Genomic DNA, 22,199 nt, shown 5'->3' with positions numbered 1-22,199 from the left:
TTCAATAAATTACGGATCTTTCTTATAGTAAATGCCTATATATATTTAATGGTTACTTGAAATTTTTTCATTATAAAAGGAGTATGTACAGAAAATGGAAAATATTATATATGAAGTTAAAGTGCTTTTTTTGAAAAGATTCAAGCGAGATAGTGCGTATATTAATACATTTAAGTGAGTGCATGTTGTTTAGGGAGAAATGATGGGAGGAGATGCAATTTTGGCTAAAAATAAAAAAAGAAATGATGCTTTGGCAATAGGTGTCGGTATAGGGGTTGTAATCGGTGTATTTCAAGGGCACTTTACAAATAATTTAGTAATCGGAATTGTGATTGGGATTATAATTGGGATTGCGTTTTTGAAGAAATAATGAGGTGTAAATTCATTTCAAAGTTGCAGTATCAAAAGAATGAATATTCGGAATGTTAAACCTGTTTTTCCTTTTTTTGTGATATTATATATGAAAAGGATGGTGATGGATATGTCAACAAACAATCAAGTAGAACAAAACTGCTTCATTTGCGAAAAACATAAAGGAAATATTATAGTTCCAGGTGGAGCTATTTACGAAGATGAACTCGTTTACGTTGGACATGTCTACTGGGATAGTGAAGAATCATACCTAGGTTATGTAATGATAGATATAAAAAGACATGTACCTGGCCTCGCTGAACTAACAGATGAAGAAGCGAAAGCGTTCGGACTTATAACAAGTAGAGTAAGTAAAGCGCTAAACGAAAGCGAAGGTGCAGAGTATATTTACACTTTTGTTTCAGGAAATGGTGTACCACATATGCAGGTGCACATTATTCCACGTTATCCGAATACACCAAAAGAATTTTGGTCACCAACCGAAGTAGCGAAATGGACTGGTGCACCATATGGTGATGAAGAGAAAATAAAAAAACTATGCGAAAGAATACGTAAGTATATGGTAAATGAGTATGCATACAACAAATAATAGAAAATATTCATGGGTTGGAAATAAGAAGATGTGTTTAGACGAAGTTTCAGTAAAACAATATGGTGATATCGTACTCGGAATATATGGCGGTAATATAAACGCTGGAGCAAAAAAGAATGAAGATGGTGCATTAGTTTGGTCGAATGGTGATTGGGAGTTTACAGCTATTTTAGATGGACATAATAGTGCGGAAAGTGTTGATTTAGTAGTAAATACAATCGAAAAAGAATATGAAAATATAAAAGTAATAATGAATGAATCGATTGATACAGTATTTCAATCTGTTGAAAATCATATACTTTCAATTTTTCAATCCTCTTCATTTAAAGAAAAATGCCAAAGAATTAAAGGTGAAACAGCTTGCTTACTATGTGTAAGAAAAGAAAATTATATATGGTGGCTTTCTATTGGTGATTGTTTAGTGTATGTATTTCATGAAGAGTTACATAAGTTAGGGCAATATGCATTAAATCAACGTCATTTTTACGAATGGATTGGAAATGTAAACACATTTGATTTACCTGTTCCTTGCTATTCATCAGGTATTCGTGAATTACGTACTGGAAAGAACCGAATTGTAATAGTGACAGATGGAGTATTAGAATGCGGGGAACACCGATATGAAACACCTGTAAATTTGTATAATGCTATGAATAGAAATGATAAAACACTTAAAGAAAATATTCACAATGTTTTAGAACACGTGCATCATCAGTTGGGACGTGATAGTGCGACTATAATTAGTTGGGACGTTGAAAATAAAGAGAATGCCACGTATCCTAGTGATCAGCCGGAGAAAAGGTAAAGGAGGAGGCCTTTCTGTTTCTTTTGAAACTAATTGTCTTATTGTTATGGATTATAATTTTAATTTTTTTAGAAAAAATCGTGAGGAAGAAGTTAAATATACCGAGACAAACAGGATGGAATAGTAAATATGTCAGTCAATCACATAAATGGGGACAATGGATCATCATTATTTCTTATGTAGTACTTATGATGATAGGTTCAATTTGGAATCCAATATACATGACTTATATACCAATTTTCTTTTTTATGACGTTGTACATTTTTCAAGGATATATGCAGTGGAAATATGATAGTAAAGCAAAAGAATATATTATTTCGTTTGGAATTGTTCCGTTATTAATAATTACAGGTATTATTTTGAATGTATTCTATAATACGTATTGGTGATGGATGGTCATACAAATAAAGGGTGAGAAAATGATAAGACCACATTTACGGGCTGAAGTAATGATTGTAAACGACGAACATTCAAAAGTACTAGTACAATGTGATGAAAACGAATCATTTTATCGTTTTCCAGGTGGCTCTATTGAATTTGGTGAAACGTCAAAAGAAGCAATAATTCGAGAGTTAATAGAAGAATACGATTTGAAAGTTCATGTTCAAGAGTTAGCAATTGTAAATGAACACATTTTTGAGTGGGACAACGAAAAAGGTCATCATTGTACATTGATATATTGGGGGACTGTTGAAAAAATCATTACAAATGAAATAAGGCATAAAGAGCATGAGGATATTATATTAATTTGGAAAAGTCTAGAGGAATTACAGGAGAAGCCGACATATCCTGAAGGAATCATAAGTTATTTAGAAGGGGATAACCGTAATATAGTCCAATTTATTTCAAGTAATTAAATGAAATAATAGGAGGGGTGAAAATAGGAGCTTCTACTTTTTGGATTATAACTATTGTTTTTTGTATAGCTGTCTATTTTCTCGATAAGTTTTTAAGAAAAAAATTGAATATGCCCAAGGGTGGTTTTTGGGGATATAAGAAACATGTAAATAGTTTACATAAAAAATTGGAAATAGGACTACTTTTTATTTATTTAATAACTAGCTTTATGTTTATCTTTAAATTCGAAAGTATTAATATTGCTTATGTCATTTTTACTTATTTAGGTAGGAAGTTAATCTTAAGAGCATTGATGGAATGGAAGTATGATAGAGAGTCGAAAGAATATATATTTTCGGTAATTGGGGTATTCACGTTTATTTTTATGACTTCGATACTATTTTACTTCTTTCCACCTGCTGTATAATAAAAAAATTGATAGTATAAATAATAAGATAACTAACGAATAAGAAACCATTTACTTAGGAATAAACGGTTTCTTATTCTGTGTATGAAATTCTGTCTTTTTCATTCAATCATTTATTTTAGCTAGTATGAATGTAATGAAATTTGTTTTGTCCTCCGCATACTTATGTTTATCAGTAGGATTAGCTTGTGAAAGTTGAATTTTTAATTGTTCATACTGTATACGAGATGTTTTATTGTCTATTAAGTAATCTCGAAATTGTAATTGTTCTATTAAATATTTATTTCCTTGTTCATACATATGAATTTGATGAGTTCGTGGCTCTCCTTTATTAAAATAGTATCTTTCAGGCAATACATCTTTTCTGTATTTATAATTTAGTAGTTCCAACTTTGCGATACATTGTATGCCAACTGCATTATCTTTTAGTTCTATTGCTATATCAATAATTGGCTTTGCACTTAAATATGGAATAGAAGTACTACCAATATGGTGTATCGCTAAAATATGTTCGCCAATTTGTTCCTCAATGATTTGTTTCTCTTTCATAAACTCAATTTCCCATTCTTCAGTCCACGGCACTAAAAACACTTTCCCATACGGTAAACCTAACATTTAATTAGCACCTCTTTCAAAATAGTTTTCAAAAAGTTTATTACATCTTCTTAAAGCTTCTCAAAACAAGGTGTTCCCACAATCTCCAAGGAAGAATCTTCTTCGTAAAGATCATAAATTTTACACCTTTTCCAATAGGATATCGTAAAGTAGTACGCTTTGTTTCAGCAATTTCAACAATTTTATTAGCAACATCTATCGGATTACCAAATGTATCACTACCGCTATTAATATGTTTTTGTATTTTATCCATATATTCTTTGTAAGGAGATGTTGTATCAGATTGGTTTTCAGCTAGTTGTTTACCAACCTCCCATATATTTGTGTTGTAAGAACCAGGTTCAATTAAAGCGACGTCTATTCCGAAAGGTTTTAATTCTAAGCGAAGCGATTCACTCCAGCCTTCTAATGCATATTTTGAAGATACATAAGGAGATAAACCAGGAAATCCAACTTGGCCGCTAATGCTGCTTATATTAATGATTTTTCCGCTTCTTTTTTCTCTCATATATGGTAAAACAAGCTGAGTGATTGATATAGATCCAAAAAGGTTCGTTTCAAATTGCTTTCGATATTCGTCTACTGGGATTTCTTCTACAAAGCCGCCATTTGCATATCCTGCATTATTAACAAGAAGGTCTACTTTTTGTATTTCTTTTAAAAATAATTGGAAGTTATGTATAGAATTTTGATCGGTTACATCTAATTGTTGAACTTTTATATTGTGCTGTAAGTTAAGTTGAGTAACTTGAGATATTAAGTTTACTTGTTTTTCAAGGTTTCGCATTGTAGCGATAACTAAATAATCTTTTTTTGCGAGTTCGAGTGTAGTTAATAGTCCAAATCCACTTGAGGCTCCTGTAATTATTGCGATTTTTTTATTCATTTTCCGCCAGCTTTCTTTTTCTTTTATCATAACGAGTTATGATAAGAAAATCTATTATTCTTACATTTAGTATGAAATCAATTTGTATGTAAAAAAGGGGATTATAGGGAATGAGCGTATATAGAGTAGTGTATATTAATATGATAATGAAATGAGGGAAAAAAATGGTCCATGTGAAAGATGTATTAGCAGATCAGCTATTAGCGAATGCAAATGATCCTAGTTGGTATATGCCATTTTCCGATGCAGTTAAGGATTTATCTGAGAGGGAAGCTTGCTGGAAACCGAATGAAGAGAGTAATAGTATAGCTGAAATCGTACAACATTTACTGTATTGGAACTCTACGTGGCAAACTAGGTATAAAGAATCAAATGTGAATGCAGTACCCGCTATAGGAGATAATAACAAAAGTTTTATGCTTTCAGATAATCAAACTTTCGATGAATTACGGGAAAAACTACTAGAAAAACTGTTACAATGGCAAAATCTCATTAATGAAGAAAAGGTTGAAAGTGATGTAGTGGGATTTCCTGTTTCTGCAAAGTGGTGGGAAGTGTTAGCGAATGTAACAACTCATAATGCATATCATATTGGGCAAATTATTTACATCCGAAAATTACAGCAGAGCTTTGAGAATGAATAAGATAATAGTTCTCAAATTAGGTGAACAAAAGTGGACAAAACGAGACATCTGTCTCATTTTGTCCACTTTTTTATTATGAAAGAAATGAGAAAACCCATGAAATCAAGGATTAGAATTTGGCATAGTACTTGCAATATAACAGACGAACAAGAAAATAGGAGGGCTGGACATGTTAAAAACAACTGAAAGTAAAGGGAATGAAATTACGAAAGAACAAGCTCGTTGGATGTATAAAAAAATGTTAGAGATTCGTAAATTTGAAGATAAGGTGCATGAATTGTTCGCGCAAGGCGTTTTGCCAGGTTTCGTTCATTTATACGCAGGTGAAGAAGCGGTAGCAGTTGGTGTATGTGCCCACTTAACGGATAGTGACAGTATTACAAGTACACATAGAGGTCATGGACATTGTATCGCAAAAGGTTGTGATTTAAATGGTATGATGGCTGAGCTTTTCGGGAAAGCGACAGGGTTATGTAAAGGCAAAGGTGGTTCCATGCATATTGCCGATTTAGATAAAGGAATGCTTGGTGCAAATGGCATTGTAGGTGGCGGTTTCCCACTTGCTTGCGGTTCAGCATTAACAGCTAAATATAAAGGAACAAAGGATGTAAGTGTTTGCTTCTTCGGTGACGGAGCAAATAATGAAGGGACATTTCATGAAGGGGTTAATTTAGCAGCGATTTGGAAGTTACCGGTTATTTTTATCGCAGAAAATAATGGTTATGGTGAAGCAACTACATTTGAATATGCTTCAAGTTGTGATTCTATTGCCAATCGTGCAAAAGCTTATAATATTCCAGGTGTTCAAGTAGATGGAAAAGATCTTCTCGCTGTATATAAAGCTGCTGCAGAAGCAGTGGAACGTGCGCGTAATGGTGATGGTCCAACAATTATTGAATGTATGACATATCGTAATTATGGTCATTTCGAAGGTGAAGCGCAAACATATAAAACAACAGAAGAAAAAGAAGAACATTTAAATGAAAAAGATGCAATTGTGAATTTCCGTAAGCATTTAATTCATGAAGGTTTATTAACAGAATCTGAACTTGTTGATATGGAAAAAGCAGTAGATGATGCAGTACAAAGATCCATTGAATTTAGTGAAAATAGTCCATACCCAGACGATGAAGAATTATTAAAAGATGTATACGTTTCTTACAAATAAGAGGAGGGTGAAAAATTATGACTAGAACAGTAAGTATGTCAACTGCAATTAATGAAGCGATGAAAATCTCAATGCGTCGTGATGAAAATGTAATTTTAATAGGTGAAGATGTTGCAGGCGGTGCACAAGTTGATCACCTGCAAGATGATGAAGCTTGGGGTGGTGTTCTTGGTGTTACGAAAGGACTTGTACAAGAGTTTGGTCGAAATCGTATATTGGATACACCAATTTCTGAAGCGGGTTATATGGGAGCTGCGATGGCAGCTGCTGCAACTGGGTTACGTCCGATAGCTGAGTTAATGTTTAATGATTTTATCGGTAGTTGTCTTGACCAAGTATTAAACCAAGGTGCGAAATTCCGTTATATGTTTGGAGGTAAAGCAAAAGTACCCGTTACAGTACGTACGATGCATGGCGCTGGTTTTAGTGCAGCAGCTCAACATTCACAAAGTTTGTACGCATTATTTACGAGCATACCAGGTATTAAAGTTGTTGTTCCTTCCACACCGTATGATGCAAAAGGCTTATTATTAGCGGCAATTGAAGATGATGATCCAGTAATCTTCTTTGAGGATAAAACACTTTACAATATGAAAGGTGAAGTGCCAGAAGGATACTATACAATTCCATTAGGAAAAGCAGATATTAAACGGGAAGGTTCTGATGTAACAATTGTCGCAATCGGAAAGCAAGTTCATACAGCGCTTGCAGCTGCAAAGCAATTATCGAAAAAGGGGCTTGAAGTAGAAGTAATTGATCCACGATCTTTATCACCACTTGATGAAGATACTATTTTATCATCTGTTGAAAAAACAAATCGTCTTATCGTCATTGACGAAGCGAATCCTAGATGTAGTATTGCAACAGATATTGCGGCAATTGTAGCGGATAAAGGTTTTGATTTGTTAGATGCACCTATTAAACGAATTACAGCACCACATACACCTGTTCCGTTCTCACCACCACTTGAAAAGTTGTATTTGCCAACGCCAGAAAAAGTAATTGAAACTGTATCAGAAATGATTGGAGACCAATCTTTATTACATGTGTAATAAAACGATGAGAAGGGAGAGAGACACATGGCTGTAGAAGTTGTAATGCCGAAGTTAGGTATGGCGATGAAAGAAGGTATTATTACGAACTGGAATATTAAAGCAGGCGATAATGTAGCAAAAGGAGAACTAATTGCTAGTATTAATTCAGAAAAAATTGAAACGGAAATTGAAGCGCCAGCTGATGGTACGGTACTTGATATAGCTGTAAGTGAAGATGAAGGAGTGCCGCCTGGTACTGTAATTTGCTACATCGGTAAACCGAATGAAAAGGTAGAAATGCAGGAAAGCACACATGTTGTAGAAGAAAAAACATCTAATATAGAAGTACAAAATGTACAAAATCAAGAAGCAAATGGGAAAGAAGTATCGAAGCAAAGAATTAAAATTTCACCTGTAGCGAAGAAAATTGCAAAGTCTGAAAATCTGGATATCAAGGCATTAGTTGGTACAGGTCCTGGCGGAAGGATTACAAAGGCAGATGTATTAAAAGTACTTGAGGTAAGAGTAAACGTTCCGGAAATATCTGAACGAGAAGAAAGTAAAGCGATTCCTGTTACTGGTATGCGTAAAGCAATCGCAAATCGTATGCACGCAAGCTTACAAAATAGCGCACAATTAACGTTAACGATGAAAGTAGATGTAACAGATTTAGTTGCTTTACATAAAGAAATAGCGGAAGTTGTACAAAAAAGATATGATAATAAATTAACTATTACGGATTTCGTCTCGCATGCTGTTGTATTAGCACTTGGAGAGCATAAAGAAATGAACAGCGCTTATATAGATGATGCAATTCATCAATTTGAACATGTGCATTTAGGCATGGCAGTCGCATTAGAAAAAGGGTTAGTCGTTCCAGCTATTCGCTTTGCAAATAATTTATCTTTAGTAGAGTTGTCTAAAGAGATTAAGAATGTGGCACAAAAGGCACGAGCAGGTAGCTTAAGTAGTGATGATATGCACGGAACGACATTTACAATTAGTAATTTAGGTAGCTTTGGTATTGAATATTTCACACCGGTATTAAATACACCTGAAACTGGTATTTTAGGTGTAGGTGCAATTGAACATGTTCCTGTATTTAAAGGGAAAAAATTAAGAAAAGGAAGTATGTTACCTTTAAGTTTAACATTCGATCATCGTGTATTAGACGGTGCACCAGCAGCTGCATTTTTACGCACAATTAAACATTATTTAGAAGAACCTATAACAATTCTTTTATAAAGAGAAGGTGAGAGAATGAGTAAATTAGTTGTTATTGGGGGCGGACCTGCTGGCTATGTAGCAGCAATTACCGCGGCTCAAAATGGCAAAGATGTCACTCTTATTGATGAAGCTGACCTTGGCGGAACATGTTTAAATGTTGGGTGTATGCCTACGAAATCACTGTTAGAAAGTGCTGAAGTACATGACATTGTGAGAAAAGCGAATGATTATGGAGTTACGATTAATACAGAAAATATCTCAATTGATTGGGGTCAAATACAGGCGAGGAAATCACAAATCGTAAAGCAACTCGTCCAAGGAATACAATATTTAATGAAGAAAAATAAAATTAAAGTTGTAAAAGGAAAAGCGAAATTCGAAACGGATCATCGTGTGCGAGTTGTACAAGGAAATAAAGAAGAAGTAATTGATGGAGGGAGCTTTATTATTGCAGCTGGTTCCGAACCTACAGAATTACCATTCGCTCCGTTCGATGGAAAATGGATTTTAAATAGTAGCCATGCAATGTCTCTTGAGAGTGTACCATCTTCATTGTTAATCGTTGGCGGTGGTGTAATAGGATGTGAGTTTGCAAGTATTTATAGTAGACTCGGCACAAAAGTATCGATAGTTGAGATGGCACCGCAATTACTACCTGGTGAAGATGAAGATATCGCGAATATTTTAAGAGAGAAATTAGAAAAAGATGGTGTGGAAATTTTTACGGGAGCAGTTTTAAAAGGATTAAATAACTATAAGAAGCAAGCTTCATTTGAATACGAGGGAATTACTCACGAAGTAACTCCAGAATTTGTTCTTGTTTCTGTAGGAAGAAAACCACGAGTACAACAATTAGGATTAGAAAAGGCAGGAGTTCAGTTTTCAAATAAAGGGATTGCTGTGAATGAACATATGCAAACGAACGTATCACATATTTACGCAGTTGGTGATGTGATCGGTGGAATTCAGCTTGCTCACGTTGCCTTCCATGAAGGAACGACAGCAGCATTACACGCAAGCGGAGAAGACGTGAAAGTAAATTATCACGCTGTTCCCCGTTGTATATACACAGCTCCAGAAATAGCTAGTGTCGGGTTAAGTGAAAAAGGTGCAAGAGAACAATATGGTGATATTCTCATTGGAGAATTCCATTTTACAGCGAACGGAAAAGCTCTTATTTTAGGAGAACAAACGGGTAAAGTAAAAGTCATTGTGGAACCTAAATACCAAGAAATTGTAGGGATTTCTATTATCGGTCCTCATGCAACTGAACTTATTGGTCAAGGGACCGTAATGATTCATACAGAAGTTACCGCTGATATAATGAGAGATTATATTGCAGCGCATCCAACCTTATCTGAAGCGATTCATGAAGCATTATTGCAAGCTGTAGGACAGGCTGTACATGCTTAAATCGAATTATAATAAACCACTATTCTCTAAATGAATGAGAGAATAGTGGTTTGAATTTTTATAGAAGAAATTAAATCCTCTATTACTTTTTAATGTCAATAGCTGAAGTTTTATCGTTCCATTCAGGAGCTAAATTAGCAGTTTTACCGTACCAATCAGCGTGTTTAAATAAAACGCCTTTTCCATATCCTTGTGTTGAAGTGTGTTCCCAAAGTGTTGTTGAATAACTTGCAGAAGGCGACGCTGTACTTACAGAAGAAATTCTGTCATTCCAGCTAGATGGTAAGTTTTTAAAGCCACTGCTCCAGTAAATATATTGGCCACCTTTATCTTTATGTTCATAAAAATCAGTACTACCAGCACCACTACCTAAAGGATTAATATTATTTTTAATTGCTTTTTTATCCTTTGCAATATACGCATCCAATGTTTCGCGGCTAGTAAAACCATAAGCTAGCCAATCTCCATTTTCATTTTGCTTAGGTAATACCATAGTAATTTGGATATCTTTCTTATCCTGATCACTTAATTTTGCAAATGAATTAACATTTTGTTCATCCACTTTTAAATAATCAAATGACTTAATTGTGTTACTTTTTTCCTCAGCGCTTACTGCACCTAGTCCTCCAGTTAATGCAAAACCCGCTACTAATGTCCCTGCTACTAATTTCTTCAACATATAACCATCCCTTTTTGTTTGAATTTTTGTACAGGTGAATCTTGTACAGCTAAAATGTATTCTAATTTTATACTTTTGTAAATATTCTGAAGTTTTAGAAATAATAGGCGGAATATTTACATTTTTACATTATTTCTTTAGAAAAAATGGTTATTGGAATGATATAATAAGTGGATGTATTGCTTTTACTGGATGTAAAGATATTTTAGGAGAGGTGTCATTGAAATATTTTACAAGAGAATGGTATAAAAAAATGCAAGTTTTAGAATTTGTAAGTTTTATAGAGTCTATAAAAGAATGGTCGGAAATGGATATACAAAGTTTAAAGGAAGAAATAGAGGAAAGGAAAATAGATTTATTAAAATTCCTTCCTGAATCGATATACTCAATTATACAAAACATAACAATTAATTCAGAATACCCCTCAGGTGAACTGAAAAAACTTATGCAAGAGTGGACAACAGATTATGAGAAAAGAATGGCACAATTAGATCAATCATACGTAGAATATTTTAATTCCATTGAGAAAAAACTTCCGTCAAATGTCGCTCAGTTACACAAGACATCACTACACGATAGTGTAATTAAAGTAATAAAGAGAGAATCAGAAGATACTTTGTCTATCGTATTAGATTGCAGTGGTACTTTTAGTGAATTTGATAAACTTGAAGTAACCTTTATAGGAGTAACAAAGTGTTCTATGCAGGAAAACTTTGACAGTGCTTGGTGGCTATATCATGAAATAGCTCTTACTGAAGATGGTTTTGAACTAGGTGTTTTATTTGACTCTCCATTTAGAGAAGTGACGATTTGCGCAGCAGATGTATTACTTGTGAAGAAATAATGTTGTATGGAGTATTACAAACGTTTGACATAATAAAAAAATAAAGTTATTGTAGATACATGGAGTCTACAATAGGAGCTGTACTATGAAATATTCTAAAGCTACAAATTATGCTCTTCATACAATGCTTTTTCTGGCAAAGGCCACACCAAATAAGTTAGTTAGTGTTTACCAATTAGCAGAAATGCAAAATGTTTCACCAACGTACTTGTCTAAAATACTAACTAAGTTGACGAAGGAAGGGATGATACACTCATCATCTGGTCCAAAGGGCGGTTACTCGCTTAGTAAGAATTGGGAAGATATTTCATTTTTAGATATTATACATGCAATTGAAGGCAAAACATCATTGTTTGACTGTTGTTTACATGACAAACCTGGATGTTTAATTAATGAGGCAATGCTCGCAGCAGAAGAGAAAATGGAAGAAGAGTTAAGAAATCAAAAAATCGTAGATCTTGCGAAAAAAATAAAAGTGGATTTTTAATCTGCTTTTATTTTTAAATTAATTAAGGATAAAAAGGCTCTTTAATATCTTTAATTGTAGTTAGAAAATGATATGAAGAAGGAGAGAAGATGATGAATAATTTTTGGAATGATCGATATAAATCAGATGAATATTTTTACGGGGAAGAACCTAATACATTTATTAAAGAACAAGCATTTCGTTTAGCAAATCACAATAAAGTAATAGCATTTGCGGAGGGAGAAGGTAGAAATGCTGTATTTCTAGCAAGACAAGGGAACGAAGTAACAGCTATTGATTATTCGAAAGATGGATTAGAAAAGACAAAAAAATTGGCAGAGAAGCATAACGTAAACGTGCATACAAAAAAAGTAGATTTATTAGCTGATAGTTTGCCAGAAAATGAATATGATGCGGCAATTATGGTATTTGGACATTTTCATGATGATTATAAAAAAATGATATTAGATAAAATGATACAAACGATAAAGCCTGGTGGATTAATTATGTTTGAAGTTTACTCAAAAAAACAAATAAACTATAGTACTGGTGGACCAAAAGATGTTGATATGCTGTATGATCCAATTGATATCCTTACTTGGTGTGAAGAACATAAGGTAATTCATTTCTTTAATGGAGAACAAGAGCGAGTTGAAGGGAAAGGGCACACTGGTTTAGCTGATGTTATTCAAGTTGTTATTAGAAAATTAATATAAGTGTTAATGAAAGTTAAATGTATGAATGTAAAAAGACCAGTCGTATAAGACTGGTCTTTCTATTTAGATACTAAATTATCAAGCTTCCAATATGTATTTGTTAACGGCGCAGCTTTGCTATCTATGTATAAATACATATTATTTAAATCTTTTGGTGAAGTTTTCAGTTCAAATACAACGTCAGTAGTTAAAGAGAATTCGTGTGGAACATTTTTATAGTGCTCGTCACCTATCGGATGAGCTTCACCTTCATATTTCTGACCAGTTTTTTCATCTTGTATGAAATATTTTATTTCCGAAAGATCAATAGTTTGTCCATCGTCTCGAACATTATTAATCATAACACGAGTAGTAAGGCGCCGCTCTTCGTCTATTTTTTCAAACTTTGCATTCTCAACTGTCGCTCTATAGTATTCATTTTTAACTATTTCTCCATAGTGCATTGCATTCTTTTCGAGAGCGCTCTTTTCTTGTTTTGGTGTAGTATTGCTATTGCACCCTGTTAATATTCCTGTAAATAATAATGCTGTACATGTCGTTTTGATTAGTGATTTCATAGTAATCCCTTTCTGTATTAAAAAGTAAAACATAGGAATAATTTTACATGAATAAGGAAATAAATAGAAGTCTTTTAGTGGAATATGCAAATCTGCATTTATTTTATGTGAAGTTAACAAAATAGAAAAAGAGGAAAACACTGCATAAAGACGGAAGAAAAAGGATTGAAAATATTGTGAAACGGAAGAAACGTGCATATAATTAATATAAAGTTCAAATTTCTGAACCTTCAATAACGGTGGTGATAACATGTTTACTGAAGAACGTCGAGAGAAAATTTTAGAACTACTTAATACAGATGGAAGAGTAATAGCAAAGGATCTTGCGGAAAGATTTGATATGTCTATTGATTCTATAAGAAGAGATTTGTCTATTATGGAAAAGGATGGTTTATTAAAAAGAACGCACGGAGGTGCAATTGAACTTACGCGAGTGAGAAACTTAGCTGCGGAACCAACTAAACGTTATAGTGATAGCTCAATATATGAGGACACAATTGCAAGAGTTGCGGTATCTTATATACAAGAAGGTGATTCAATTTTTATTGGTGGGGCTTCCGTTCATAATGCGATGCTGAAATATTTACCGGAAGTATCATTTACGGTTATTACGAATTCTATAGAAATAGCTGGTTATCTACGAGAATATAAGAATATTGATACGTATTTAATTGGCGGAAAAGTAAAACCTTCAGGGAATATTACTGATACACTTGCCTCTGAATTGATAAGTAGATTTTCTATTGATCTGTATTTCTCTACAGGTGGAGGCATTTCATTACAAGGTATTAGTACCGCAACACCTGAAGTTGCTTATTTTAGTAAAAGAGTAAGTGAAATTGCTAGAAGAAATATTTGTTTAGTTCCGCATAATAAACTTGGAATAGATTGTTTTATAAGAGGAGAGTCTCTAAAAAAAATTGACATTATTATAACTGACGAAGAGGCTAGTAAAGAAGCTGTTCAGGACTTTGAGAAACAAGGTAAACAAGTTGTAATAGCGCCATTATATTCATTTGAAAGGAGTTTGACATGATTGTAAAAGAGCAAGAGTTTCATATAAATGGATTAACTTATACAATTCGTTCTGCAGCTGAGAAAGATGCAGAGCAGTTATCGAAAATTAGAGTTCAGATTGATGGAGAAACTGAAAATATGGATAGAGATGCTGGAGAGGGATTTATAGATGATCTAGGATTTCAAAAAATAATAAAAACAGATAGTGAAGAGACTAAGAATCTCTTTTTAGTTGTAGAAGTGCACAATCGAATCGTTGGATTTTCAAGATGTGAAGGGTCAAATTTTAAGAGATTATCTCATAAAGTGGAGTTTGGTGTTTGTATTTTAAAAGAGTTTTGGGGATATAGAATGGGTAAGAGTCTATTGCAACAATCTATTAAATGGGCTGATGAAAATGCAGTAAATAAAATATCTTTACAAGTATTAGAGACAAACGAGAAAGCTATTCATCTGTATAAAAAATTAGGTTTTGAAGTAGAAGGCATTTTGAAAAATGACAAAAGACTATCGGATGGAAAGTATTATAATACGGTAGTGATGGGAAGGTTTACTGATACTTTTCATAAAAGAGGGGAAGAGGTATGTTTTACAGAAGGAAGTACTATGTAGTGAAAAATGAATTCATAGAAGTATTTAATAATCATTTCAATAACACGAACTTACCTAATCAGTTAAAGCATGGCTCTAGGCTAATAGGACGCTGGATGAAAGATAATAAGAATAGTACGTCTGAAGTATTCGCCATATGGGAATATGATAGTTTTGAACGGTATAAAGAAATTGAATCGAAAATTAGAAGTGAGGAGATTCATGTAAAAAGAATACATCATTGGTATGAAAAACATGGCGGAAGAGAATATGTTTTACAGAAGTACATAGTAGAGATGAAAAATGAAGAGTTAGTATGTACTGTAAAATAATAGGAGTGAAGACTAATGCAGGTCAGAACGAAATTATATATTAGTTTATCAGCCGCTATTTTATTTGCAATAGCCGTGATTGTTTTCTTTATAAATGGTAATCCACAAAAGTGGTTTTGGTTATGTATTTTCTTTGCGTCCATTATACAAAATATGGTGCTACTAAAAAAGAATAAAGACGAGAATTAATATATTCAAATTATTAATATATTTGTGTCATCTTTCTAGTTGTATTGAAAACGCTTTTATTCAGTTTTATAATAGAAGTATGTTTTATAAATCTCCAAAACAATTAAAAGGGAGATGATACAATGTTAGCTTCACCGTTTTACTTACATACATGGAAAAAGTTTATTGATGAAGGAGTCTTTGATTCGAACCGTATAAACGAAAGAATTTCAGAGTCATGGCATCGATGTAGACAAGCAAATGTGAATCCTTATATGAATAAAGGTCAGAAAATTTTGTCTTCTAATGTTTTTCAAGAACAAAAGAAAAAGAGTGAAATTTTTCTTGATATAGCATTACCTCAAATACAAAATATGAGAAAAACCATTGATGAACTACAAATGATGGCATTATTAATCGATCCAGATGGTTATGTTCTATCGTTAAGTGGAAATAAACAAACGTTAAAGCGAGCGAAACATATTAATTTTATTGAAGGTGTAAAATGGACAGAAGCAGCTGTTGGTACAAATGCAATTGGAACAGCGCTAGAAATTGAAGAAGCTATTATGATAAGTGGTACTGAACATTATTCCGTGGCATCTCATAGCTGGAGTTGTGCGGCTGCTCCTATCCATAATGATGACGGGAAATTAATTGGTGTTCTAGATTTCTCCTGTCCAATTGAATTTTCGCATCCATATATGCTCGGTATGGTAACTTCAATTGCACATGCGATAGAACGTGAATGTAGCATAAGAGTTCATCAAAATGAATTACACTTAATTCATCGTTTTTTGGATGTCATTGATAGTGACGAACAAGTAGTTATTTGTAATCATCGTGATGTTATCGTTTCTGCGAGTAAGAGTGTTCGTGAACGAATAAATAATTGGTCAAGAATGAAGCTTGAAGAGTTAATGCACCATGGATTGGAAACTAAATTAGAGATACCAGTATATAGTAATGAAAGAATGATTGGGAAATGTATGTATTTAAAGAAAAACAAACAAATAAATACATATTCTGCTTTCGCATTTATAAAAGGAATTACTTTTTCAGGAGTTACCGGGACAAGCAAAGCATTTCAACACACACTAGAAGAAATTAAGCTTGTTTCACCGACTGATGCTAGTGTGTATGTATGTGGTGAGACAGGAGTAGGAAAGGAATATGTTGCGAGAGCGATTCATGAAAATAGCCCAAGAAAAGATGGGCCCTTTATAGCTGTTAACTGCGGTTCTCTGCCTAAAGAATTAATGGAAAGTGAATTGTTCGGTTACGTTGAAGGTGCGTTTACAGGTGCGCGACGTCAAGGGTATAAAGGGAAATTTGAACAAGCGCATGGAGGAACATTATTTTTAGATGAAATTGGTGAAGTACCACCAGAGATGCAAGTAGCATTATTGCGTGTTTTACAAGAACGTACAATAACTCCAATAGGAAGTTCAAAAGAGGTACCAGTAAATATTCGTATTATTACTGCCACACATAAAGATTTACTACGGTTAGTAGAAGAAGGGAAATTCCGTCAAGATTTATATTATCGTTTGCACGTTTATCCGTTATATGTTCCATCGTTAATAGAAAGAAAAGAGGATATCTCATATTTTATACAACACTTTTGCGAACGGAAGAATTGGAATGTTGTATTTCCAAAGAGTATTTGCAATCAATTTTTACAACATACATGGCCCGGAAATATTCGAGAACTAGTAAATGTATTAGAACGCATTTACATCTTGTCGCAAGGACGGGAAATATGCGAAAAGCAAGTCGCTTTTTTGCTACAAACAATGATGGGAAATCAACAACAACTTGAGTTACAAGTTGAAAATAAAACAGAACATCCACTAAATTTTCGCGAAAAAATACAGCGTGATAGCATGATTGAAGTATTACAAAAGACAAACGGAAATGTTTCATTAGCTGCAAAACTATTAGATGTACCCCGTAGTACATTTTATAAGCGAATGCAAAAATATAAGTTATAAAGTAGATTTTTGTAATCTACTTTTTCTTTGTGGGCTCATGTTCTGTCGGAATCTGCGCTTACCGGGGAAATAATAGAATTGTTAGAAGGGAAATTTCCTAATGGGGGTTAGTGTGTGAGGTATATTGAAATTGGCTTCGGAAATAGGTGGTTCGTTCGAACAGAAACTGAAAATAAAGATGGAACTGAATTTGAAGAACGAGGAATTATAAAACCTATTTATTTTGAGTCTTTATATGTACGAGTGTGGTTTCGGAAAACGTGTTTAATTTTTGATACGAAAGAAAGGTTTAAAAAGGTTAAGAAGAGGAGGATTGAATATAAATTTATAGTTGGAATTGTAAGTAGACTGGATAAAGAAGAAGTGGGCTAACATGCGTAGTTATATTGGACAGGAAATTCTTTTGACTTATATCAAATTCATGAAAAGCACATTTACTAAATATAAATTGTTAATAAAACCGCTAAGGAAACTTAGCGGTTTCTTTTTAAAAAGGGGGGATTTGCGTATGAATAGGATCGTAACTGTTTTACTTGCAATTATTATAATGGGGTATTCCATTTATAGTTGGAATGATACTGCGGAACTGAGTATGCTAATTTTACAAACGCTTTTAGGGTTTATGTTAGTTAGCTTAGGCGTGCAAAATTTAAAAAATAACGAAAAAGAAAATAGAAGTATAGGGATTGCTTTACTACTCGTGGCTTTGTTTTTAATTGTTGTATCTTTAATAAAATATTTTGTATGAATAAGTTTTTAAATTAATAAAAAATGATTATTTATTGAATCCCCTCACAATAAAAAGTTAAAATTCTACTTGTATTTCACTATATAAAATATGGCATAATGATTTAGTTAAAATAGAAATGGATAGGGTATTTGAGAGGGGCAGTATAATGAGTTTTGCAATTGAAATAGTAATAAAAGCACCATTGGATGTTGTATGTGACTACATATTAGAAGATGAAAAAATAAAAGAATGGAATACGTTTATAATAGAAAATCGCTATCCTTCAAATATGGATAAAGAGAATCCACGTGTAGGAGATAAATATATTACTGTTCAAAAAGTCGGTAAGAAAATATTCGAGGCTGAAGTAGAAATCCTTGAATACGATGCACCGCATATTATTTCACTTGGTAGTGAAATGAAGCAAGGATATTCAGCAATGACTTATATGTTAGAAGAAGATGAGGAAGGTACAGCACTAACATTAATTTCAGAATATGAACCTAGTAATTTTTATTATAAAATGATGTATAAGTTAACAGGTTGGATTTCACGAGGTTTAACCATGGAACAAATGGAACGTCTAGCAGAATGTGTAGAAGCTGCTTATCATAAAGAAGATTAATATTAAAAATATATTAAGGTAAAAGCGTTACTTAATCTCATGAGTAACGCTTTTACTGTTTGAAGATTTTTCATTGGAAATCTCAATAGCTCTTTCATATATTTCTTTATCAATACAAAATCTTTCTGTTATCCAATAATTAAGTTCAGAAGATGTAAGGCTTTGTTCTATTTTCTTACCTTGGAAATATCGTTTTAAAACATTATCATTAATAGAAGTTGGAATACCATCGATATAACCGAAAATCTGAATTTTCTTTAATACAGGAGATGTATGCCAATCGTTAGACTTTTTAATGAGTTCTTTCATACTTGATAAATGTATTGGATCTGTATGTAAGATTTTTGCTGGACCTGGATTTCTAGCAATTTTAATCCTATTATTTGAGACTTCATAAGTGAAAGTTTCTCTTACATTACTTACTTGAAATGATTCATAAAGTGGGTAAGCTTGGAATAAAGGTGCACAATAACCAACATCAACATAATAAGGTTGGTCTAAGTTAACCCGTAAGCATAAATGTCCGGGATCCATATACATATAATGAACATTAAAACCAAGATTTGATAATAACCAATGGAATCCAATTGAGTGCGTCCAACAAGTACCCCCGAGACCTTTTGTTGTAATACGGTTTATGTATGTCTCAATGGAAGGAAAATAATCCTCTGTTTCATTACCCTTTTCCCAGTCAATTATTTTAGTAAGGGTTTCCCATTTTATTTTTTCTTGATGAGCTTTAATAAGCTCATTTAAAAACTTTAAGCTAGTAGGCTGTTTTGTCGTACCTAAAAATGATAGAAAGCTATTTACTAGTTGTACTTGGGTCATTTTCTTATCCTTTCTATATAGAAATTGCTATTGGTATTATTATACAATAGGTGTCAGAAAATACAGTTGTTTATTATTGGAGTGGGAGAGAATTATATGTCGATGTCGCTATATTATAAAAAAATCCGTGAGCAATTAGGCCGTGAACTAATTCTAATAACGAGTGTAGCTGCTGTTATTAAAAATGAGCAAGGGAAAATCTTATTTCAATATCCTGGTGGAGAATACTGGAGTTTGCCAGCTGGAGCAATTGAGCCTGGAGAAACTCCAGAAGAAGCGGTAGTTCGTGAAGTGTGGGAAGAAACGGGTTTGAAAGTGCAAGTAAAAAAACAAAAAGGGGTATTTGGAGGGGAAAGGTTCCGTCATATATATCCGAATGGCGATCAAGTAGAATATATTGTTGTTGTGTTTGAATGTGAAATTACTAGTGGAAAACTGAAATCGATAGATGGTGAATCTTTAAAACTACAATATTTCTCATTTTCTGAAAAGCCTACTTTAGCGCTACCATACCCAGATAATATATTTTTATAGATGTAAAATAACACACCTTACTTATTGAAGGTGTGCTATTTATATAACCCGATCGTATACATCTCCGTTAACGTATACACAATTTCCTCTAAGTTAATCTTTTTGTCATTTTGCGTAATACTCCAAAGAAACGATTCATTCATCGCGAACCAACCGCGTGCTACAATCTCTTTATTTAAATTAGGTTGTGCTAATCCACTTTCTTGAGAGTAAGTAATATCCTGTTTAATACTTGTTATAAAACGTTCCCGAATCTCATCCCATTTTTGCCGTATTTCTCTTGATAATCCTATCGCTTCCTCTACAACTTGTAAAATAGCTCGTTCTTTCTTTGCTAGTTGGAGAAATGCTCTAACTTGATTTCGAATCATTTTATGAGCTTCTTCCTTCGTTTGAGGCAAAAAGGAGCGCTTGGCAATATTATGAAATTGATTCATAACATCTTCCATTAAACTAATTAGGAGATCGTCTTTGTTTTTGAAGTATACATATGCTGTTCCGTAACCGGTTTCTGCATGTTTAATAATTTGTGTAATTGTCGTTTTTTGAAATCCGTTACGTATAAAAATAGTGTAACCAGAGTGTAGTAGTTTCTTCTTCGTTTCTAAGGAGCGGTGTTTTCTTGATGAAAGAGTAGAGTTTTTCAAAGAATCACCTCTTTATACTGAAATATCTGAAAATATAAGTGTATTGTAAAAGAAGTTCATATATAAAGTCAACTGACATAATATCATTGACGTTATATCAATTAAGGTGCTATATTTCAATTAGTTAGAATAAAAAGAAAATTAAGAGAAGGTGACACCATGTATAAAGAACCATTTCAACCAACTTATGAGTATGCGCTTGAATGTGATAAACATGATGAACTGAAAGATTTTCAAACTGAATTCTATAAAAAAGAAGGTACTATATATTTAGATGGAAACTCATTAGGGCTACTTTCAAAAAGAGCAGAGAAATCATTACTTACGTTGCTAGATTCGTGGAAAGAATATGGAATTGACGGCTGGACTGAAGGTGAGCACCCGTGGTTCTTCCTTTCAGAGAAATTAGGTAAACTTACAGCCCCTCTTATTGGAGCTTTACCGGAGGAAACTATTGTAACCGGTTCTACGACTACAAATATACACCAAGTTATTGCGACGTTTTATGAACCGAAAGGAATACGTACAAAAATACTTGCGGATGAATTAACTTTCCCGTCAGATATTTATGCACTTCAAAGTCAAATACGTTTAAAAGGATTAGACCCAGATGAGCATCTAGTAAGAGTGAAAAGCCGAGATGGTAGAACACTTTCTGAAGAAGATATTATTCATGCGATGGAAGATGATATCGCTTTAATTTTATTACCTTCTGTTTTATATAGAAGTGGTCAAATTCTTGATATGAAACGTTTAACAACGGAAGCACATAAACGAGACATTCATATCGGATTTGATTTATGTCATTCAATAGGATCTATTCCGCATCATTTCAAAGATTGGGATGTTGATTTTGCTGTTTGGTGCAATTATAAATATTTAAATGCAGGACCGGGTGGTGTTGCAGGACTTTATGTAAATAATAAACATTTTAATAGACTGCCAGGGTTGTCTGGATGGTTTAGTTCTAAAAAAGATAAGCAGTTTGATATGGAGCATACATTAACAGCCGCTGATCATGCAGGTGCTTATCAAATTGGTACACCTCACGTATTAAGTATAGCACCATTAATTGGTTCTCTTGAAATTTTCAAAGATGCTGGTATTGAACGTTTACGTGAGAAATCTTTACATATTACGAGATACATGCTGAATTTAATTGATCATGAATTAAAAGATTTCGGATTTACAATTGGAAATCCGTTAGAGGATGAAAGTCGAGGCGGGCACATTTATTTAGAGCATGCAGAAGCAGCACGTATATGTAAAGCGCTAAAGGCAAATGGAGTAATTCCAGATTTTAGAGCGCCAAATGGAGTGAGACTTGCGCCGGTCGCTTTATATAACACATACGAAGAAGTGTGGAAATCTGTACAAATATTAAAGGGAATTATGAAAGAAGAAAAGTATAAGCAGTTTGAAAATAAGCGAGAGGTTGTGGCATAAGT

Annotated in this window: 30 protein-coding genes; 24 read left to right on the top strand and 6 right to left on the bottom strand. The window is 33.4% G+C overall.

Going from position 1 to position 22,199, the window contains the following annotated elements; translation table 11 throughout:
* The first annotated feature begins 202 nt into the window (after positions 1–202).
* From AC0ONG_RS12440 to AC0ONG_RS12415, 6 genes are all read left to right on the top strand, one after another.
* Complete coding sequence (locus AC0ONG_RS12440; RefSeq protein ID WP_000508401.1) at positions 203–370, top strand: glycine zipper domain-containing protein; 168 nt, start codon at positions 203–205, stop codon at positions 368–370.
* A gap of 90 nt (positions 371–460) precedes the next feature.
* Positions 461–961 (top strand): HIT family protein, encoded by a 501-nt coding sequence (locus AC0ONG_RS12435; RefSeq protein ID WP_136996500.1) that lies wholly within the window; start codon positions 461–463, stop codon positions 959–961.
* Positions 945–1,769, top strand: a complete 825-nt coding sequence (locus AC0ONG_RS12430; RefSeq protein ID WP_136996503.1) for a PP2C family serine/threonine-protein phosphatase — start codon at positions 945–947, stop codon at positions 1,767–1,769. The genes AC0ONG_RS12435 and AC0ONG_RS12430 overlap by 17 nt, the downstream gene beginning before the upstream one ends.
* 23 nt (positions 1,770–1,792) lie before the next feature.
* Complete coding sequence (locus tag AC0ONG_RS12425) at positions 1,793–2,158, top strand: DUF4181 domain-containing protein (protein WP_000767737.1); 366 nt, start codon at positions 1,793–1,795, stop codon at positions 2,156–2,158.
* Between the two features lie 30 nt (positions 2,159–2,188).
* Entirely contained in the window at positions 2,189–2,626 is a 438-nt protein-coding gene (locus tag AC0ONG_RS12420) for an NUDIX domain-containing protein (RefSeq protein WP_000620904.1), read from the top strand.
* 23 nt (positions 2,627–2,649) lie between these two features.
* Entirely contained in the window at positions 2,650–3,033 is a 384-nt protein-coding gene (locus tag AC0ONG_RS12415) for a DUF4181 domain-containing protein (protein ID WP_136996518.1), read from the top strand.
* Between the two features lie 105 nt (positions 3,034–3,138).
* Here the strand turns inward: AC0ONG_RS12415 and AC0ONG_RS12410 are convergent, their stop codons facing one another.
* Together AC0ONG_RS12410 and AC0ONG_RS12405 are read right to left on the bottom strand one after the other, a co-directional pair.
* The gene (locus AC0ONG_RS12410) at positions 3,139–3,648 is read right to left on the bottom strand and encodes a GrpB family protein (protein WP_000901210.1); all 510 of its coding nucleotides are present in this window, start codon (positions 3,646–3,648) and stop codon (positions 3,139–3,141) included.
* 40 nt (positions 3,649–3,688) lie between these two features.
* On the bottom strand, positions 3,689–4,534 hold the full coding sequence (locus AC0ONG_RS12405) for an oxidoreductase (RefSeq protein WP_206666279.1): 846 nt from the start codon (positions 4,532–4,534) through the stop codon (positions 3,689–3,691).
* 164 nt (positions 4,535–4,698) lie between these two features.
* Here AC0ONG_RS12405 and AC0ONG_RS12400 point away from each other — a divergent pair, with 164 nt between their 5' ends.
* The 5 genes from AC0ONG_RS12400 (at position 4,699) to lpdA (ending at position 10,020) form a co-directional block, all read left to right on the top strand.
* Positions 4,699–5,178: a DinB family protein gene (locus tag AC0ONG_RS12400; protein ID WP_000233789.1), complete on the top strand. Its 480-nt coding sequence runs from the start codon at positions 4,699–4,701 to the stop codon at positions 5,176–5,178.
* A gap of 169 nt (positions 5,179–5,347) precedes the next feature.
* Complete coding sequence (acoA, locus tag AC0ONG_RS12395; protein WP_000921300.1) at positions 5,348–6,346, top strand: acetoin:2,6-dichlorophenolindophenol oxidoreductase subunit alpha; 999 nt, start codon at positions 5,348–5,350, stop codon at positions 6,344–6,346.
* Positions 6,347–6,363: 17 nt separating this feature from the next.
* Positions 6,364–7,398, top strand: coding sequence for an acetoin:2,6-dichlorophenolindophenol oxidoreductase subunit beta (gene acoB, locus AC0ONG_RS12390; RefSeq protein ID WP_000198898.1), 1,035 nt, complete (start codon positions 6,364–6,366; stop codon positions 7,396–7,398).
* Between the two features lie 27 nt (positions 7,399–7,425).
* Entirely contained in the window at positions 7,426–8,625 is a 1,200-nt protein-coding gene (locus AC0ONG_RS12385; RefSeq protein ID WP_000257746.1) for a dihydrolipoamide acetyltransferase family protein, read from the top strand.
* Positions 8,626–8,640: 15 nt separating this feature from the next.
* A complete protein-coding gene (lpdA, locus tag AC0ONG_RS12380; protein WP_000041184.1) occupies positions 8,641–10,020 on the top strand; it encodes a dihydrolipoyl dehydrogenase in 1,380 nt (459 codons plus the stop codon).
* Between the two features lie 82 nt (positions 10,021–10,102).
* Here the strand turns inward: lpdA and AC0ONG_RS12375 are convergent, their stop codons facing one another.
* Positions 10,103–10,699 (bottom strand): hypothetical protein, encoded by a 597-nt coding sequence (locus AC0ONG_RS12375; RefSeq protein ID WP_000914437.1) that lies wholly within the window; start codon positions 10,697–10,699, stop codon positions 10,103–10,105.
* A gap of 220 nt (positions 10,700–10,919) precedes the next feature.
* On the opposite strand from AC0ONG_RS12375, the gene AC0ONG_RS12370 reads away from it, so the two are divergent.
* The 3 genes from AC0ONG_RS12370 to AC0ONG_RS12360 all read left to right on the top strand — a co-directional run bounded on the left by AC0ONG_RS12370 (position 10,920) and on the right by AC0ONG_RS12360 (position 12,725).
* On the top strand, positions 10,920–11,543 hold the full coding sequence (locus AC0ONG_RS12370; protein WP_000873450.1) for a DUF4085 domain-containing protein: 624 nt from the start codon (positions 10,920–10,922) through the stop codon (positions 11,541–11,543).
* 85 nt (positions 11,544–11,628) lie between these two features.
* On the top strand, positions 11,629–12,030 hold the full coding sequence (locus AC0ONG_RS12365) for an Rrf2 family transcriptional regulator (protein ID WP_000877653.1): 402 nt from the start codon (positions 11,629–11,631) through the stop codon (positions 12,028–12,030).
* 89 nt (positions 12,031–12,119) lie between these two features.
* The gene (locus tag AC0ONG_RS12360) at positions 12,120–12,725 is read left to right on the top strand and encodes a class I SAM-dependent methyltransferase (RefSeq protein WP_002082658.1); all 606 of its coding nucleotides are present in this window, start codon (positions 12,120–12,122) and stop codon (positions 12,723–12,725) included.
* A gap of 59 nt (positions 12,726–12,784) precedes the next feature.
* Here AC0ONG_RS12360 and AC0ONG_RS12355 read toward each other — a convergent pair whose 3' ends face one another.
* Positions 12,785–13,282 (bottom strand): hypothetical protein, encoded by a 498-nt coding sequence (locus tag AC0ONG_RS12355; RefSeq protein WP_000838461.1) that lies wholly within the window; start codon positions 13,280–13,282, stop codon positions 12,785–12,787.
* 250 nt (positions 13,283–13,532) lie between these two features.
* Here AC0ONG_RS12355 and AC0ONG_RS12350 point away from each other — a divergent pair, with 250 nt between their 5' ends.
* The 8 genes from AC0ONG_RS12350 to AC0ONG_RS12315 all read left to right on the top strand — a co-directional run bounded on the left by AC0ONG_RS12350 (position 13,533) and on the right by AC0ONG_RS12315 (position 18,739).
* Positions 13,533–14,318, top strand: a complete 786-nt coding sequence (locus AC0ONG_RS12350) for a DeoR/GlpR family DNA-binding transcription regulator (protein WP_136996509.1) — start codon at positions 13,533–13,535, stop codon at positions 14,316–14,318.
* Positions 14,315–14,911, top strand: coding sequence for a GNAT family N-acetyltransferase (locus AC0ONG_RS12345; protein ID WP_000635676.1), 597 nt, complete (start codon positions 14,315–14,317; stop codon positions 14,909–14,911). The genes AC0ONG_RS12350 and AC0ONG_RS12345 overlap by 4 nt, the downstream gene beginning before the upstream one ends.
* A complete protein-coding gene (locus AC0ONG_RS12340; protein ID WP_136996512.1) occupies positions 14,884–15,222 on the top strand; it encodes an NIPSNAP family protein in 339 nt (112 codons plus the stop codon). The genes AC0ONG_RS12345 and AC0ONG_RS12340 overlap by 28 nt, the downstream gene beginning before the upstream one ends.
* A 15-nt stretch (positions 15,223–15,237) precedes the next feature.
* Entirely contained in the window at positions 15,238–15,411 is a 174-nt protein-coding gene (locus AC0ONG_RS12335; protein ID WP_016098613.1) for a hypothetical protein, read from the top strand.
* A 122-nt stretch (positions 15,412–15,533) separates the two neighbouring features.
* Positions 15,534–17,384: a sigma-54-dependent Fis family transcriptional regulator gene (locus AC0ONG_RS12330; protein ID WP_000881380.1), complete on the top strand. Its 1,851-nt coding sequence runs from the start codon at positions 15,534–15,536 to the stop codon at positions 17,382–17,384.
* A gap of 114 nt (positions 17,385–17,498) precedes the next feature.
* Complete coding sequence (locus AC0ONG_RS12325) at positions 17,499–17,756, top strand: DUF3977 family protein (RefSeq protein ID WP_016098612.1); 258 nt, start codon at positions 17,499–17,501, stop codon at positions 17,754–17,756.
* A gap of 136 nt (positions 17,757–17,892) precedes the next feature.
* Positions 17,893–18,132 (top strand): DUF3953 domain-containing protein, encoded by a 240-nt coding sequence (locus AC0ONG_RS12320; RefSeq protein WP_016098611.1) that lies wholly within the window; start codon positions 17,893–17,895, stop codon positions 18,130–18,132.
* A gap of 148 nt (positions 18,133–18,280) precedes the next feature.
* Entirely contained in the window at positions 18,281–18,739 is a 459-nt protein-coding gene (locus AC0ONG_RS12315; protein WP_016098610.1) for an SRPBCC family protein, read from the top strand.
* Positions 18,740–18,766: 27 nt separating this feature from the next.
* Here the strand turns inward: AC0ONG_RS12315 and AC0ONG_RS12310 are convergent, their stop codons facing one another.
* The gene (locus AC0ONG_RS12310) at positions 18,767–19,570 is read right to left on the bottom strand and encodes an arylamine N-acetyltransferase (RefSeq protein WP_153599129.1); all 804 of its coding nucleotides are present in this window, start codon (positions 19,568–19,570) and stop codon (positions 18,767–18,769) included.
* A gap of 96 nt (positions 19,571–19,666) precedes the next feature.
* Between AC0ONG_RS12310 and AC0ONG_RS12305 the strand changes: the two genes are divergently transcribed.
* Positions 19,667–20,104 (top strand): NUDIX hydrolase, encoded by a 438-nt coding sequence (locus tag AC0ONG_RS12305; RefSeq protein ID WP_016098608.1) that lies wholly within the window; start codon positions 19,667–19,669, stop codon positions 20,102–20,104.
* A 35-nt stretch (positions 20,105–20,139) separates the two neighbouring features.
* Here the strand turns inward: AC0ONG_RS12305 and AC0ONG_RS12300 are convergent, their stop codons facing one another.
* The gene (locus tag AC0ONG_RS12300; protein WP_136996424.1) at positions 20,140–20,751 is read right to left on the bottom strand and encodes a TetR/AcrR family transcriptional regulator; all 612 of its coding nucleotides are present in this window, start codon (positions 20,749–20,751) and stop codon (positions 20,140–20,142) included.
* Positions 20,752–20,910: 159 nt separating this feature from the next.
* Here AC0ONG_RS12300 and kynU point away from each other — a divergent pair, with 159 nt between their 5' ends.
* On the top strand, positions 20,911–22,197 hold the full coding sequence (gene kynU / locus AC0ONG_RS12295) for a kynureninase (protein ID WP_000276296.1): 1,287 nt from the start codon (positions 20,911–20,913) through the stop codon (positions 22,195–22,197).
* Positions 22,198–22,199 lie beyond the last annotated feature (2 nt).

This window comes from Bacillus sp. TCT6, from assembly GCF_056033845.1.
This window is presented reverse-complemented; position numbering and strand designations above follow the sequence as displayed.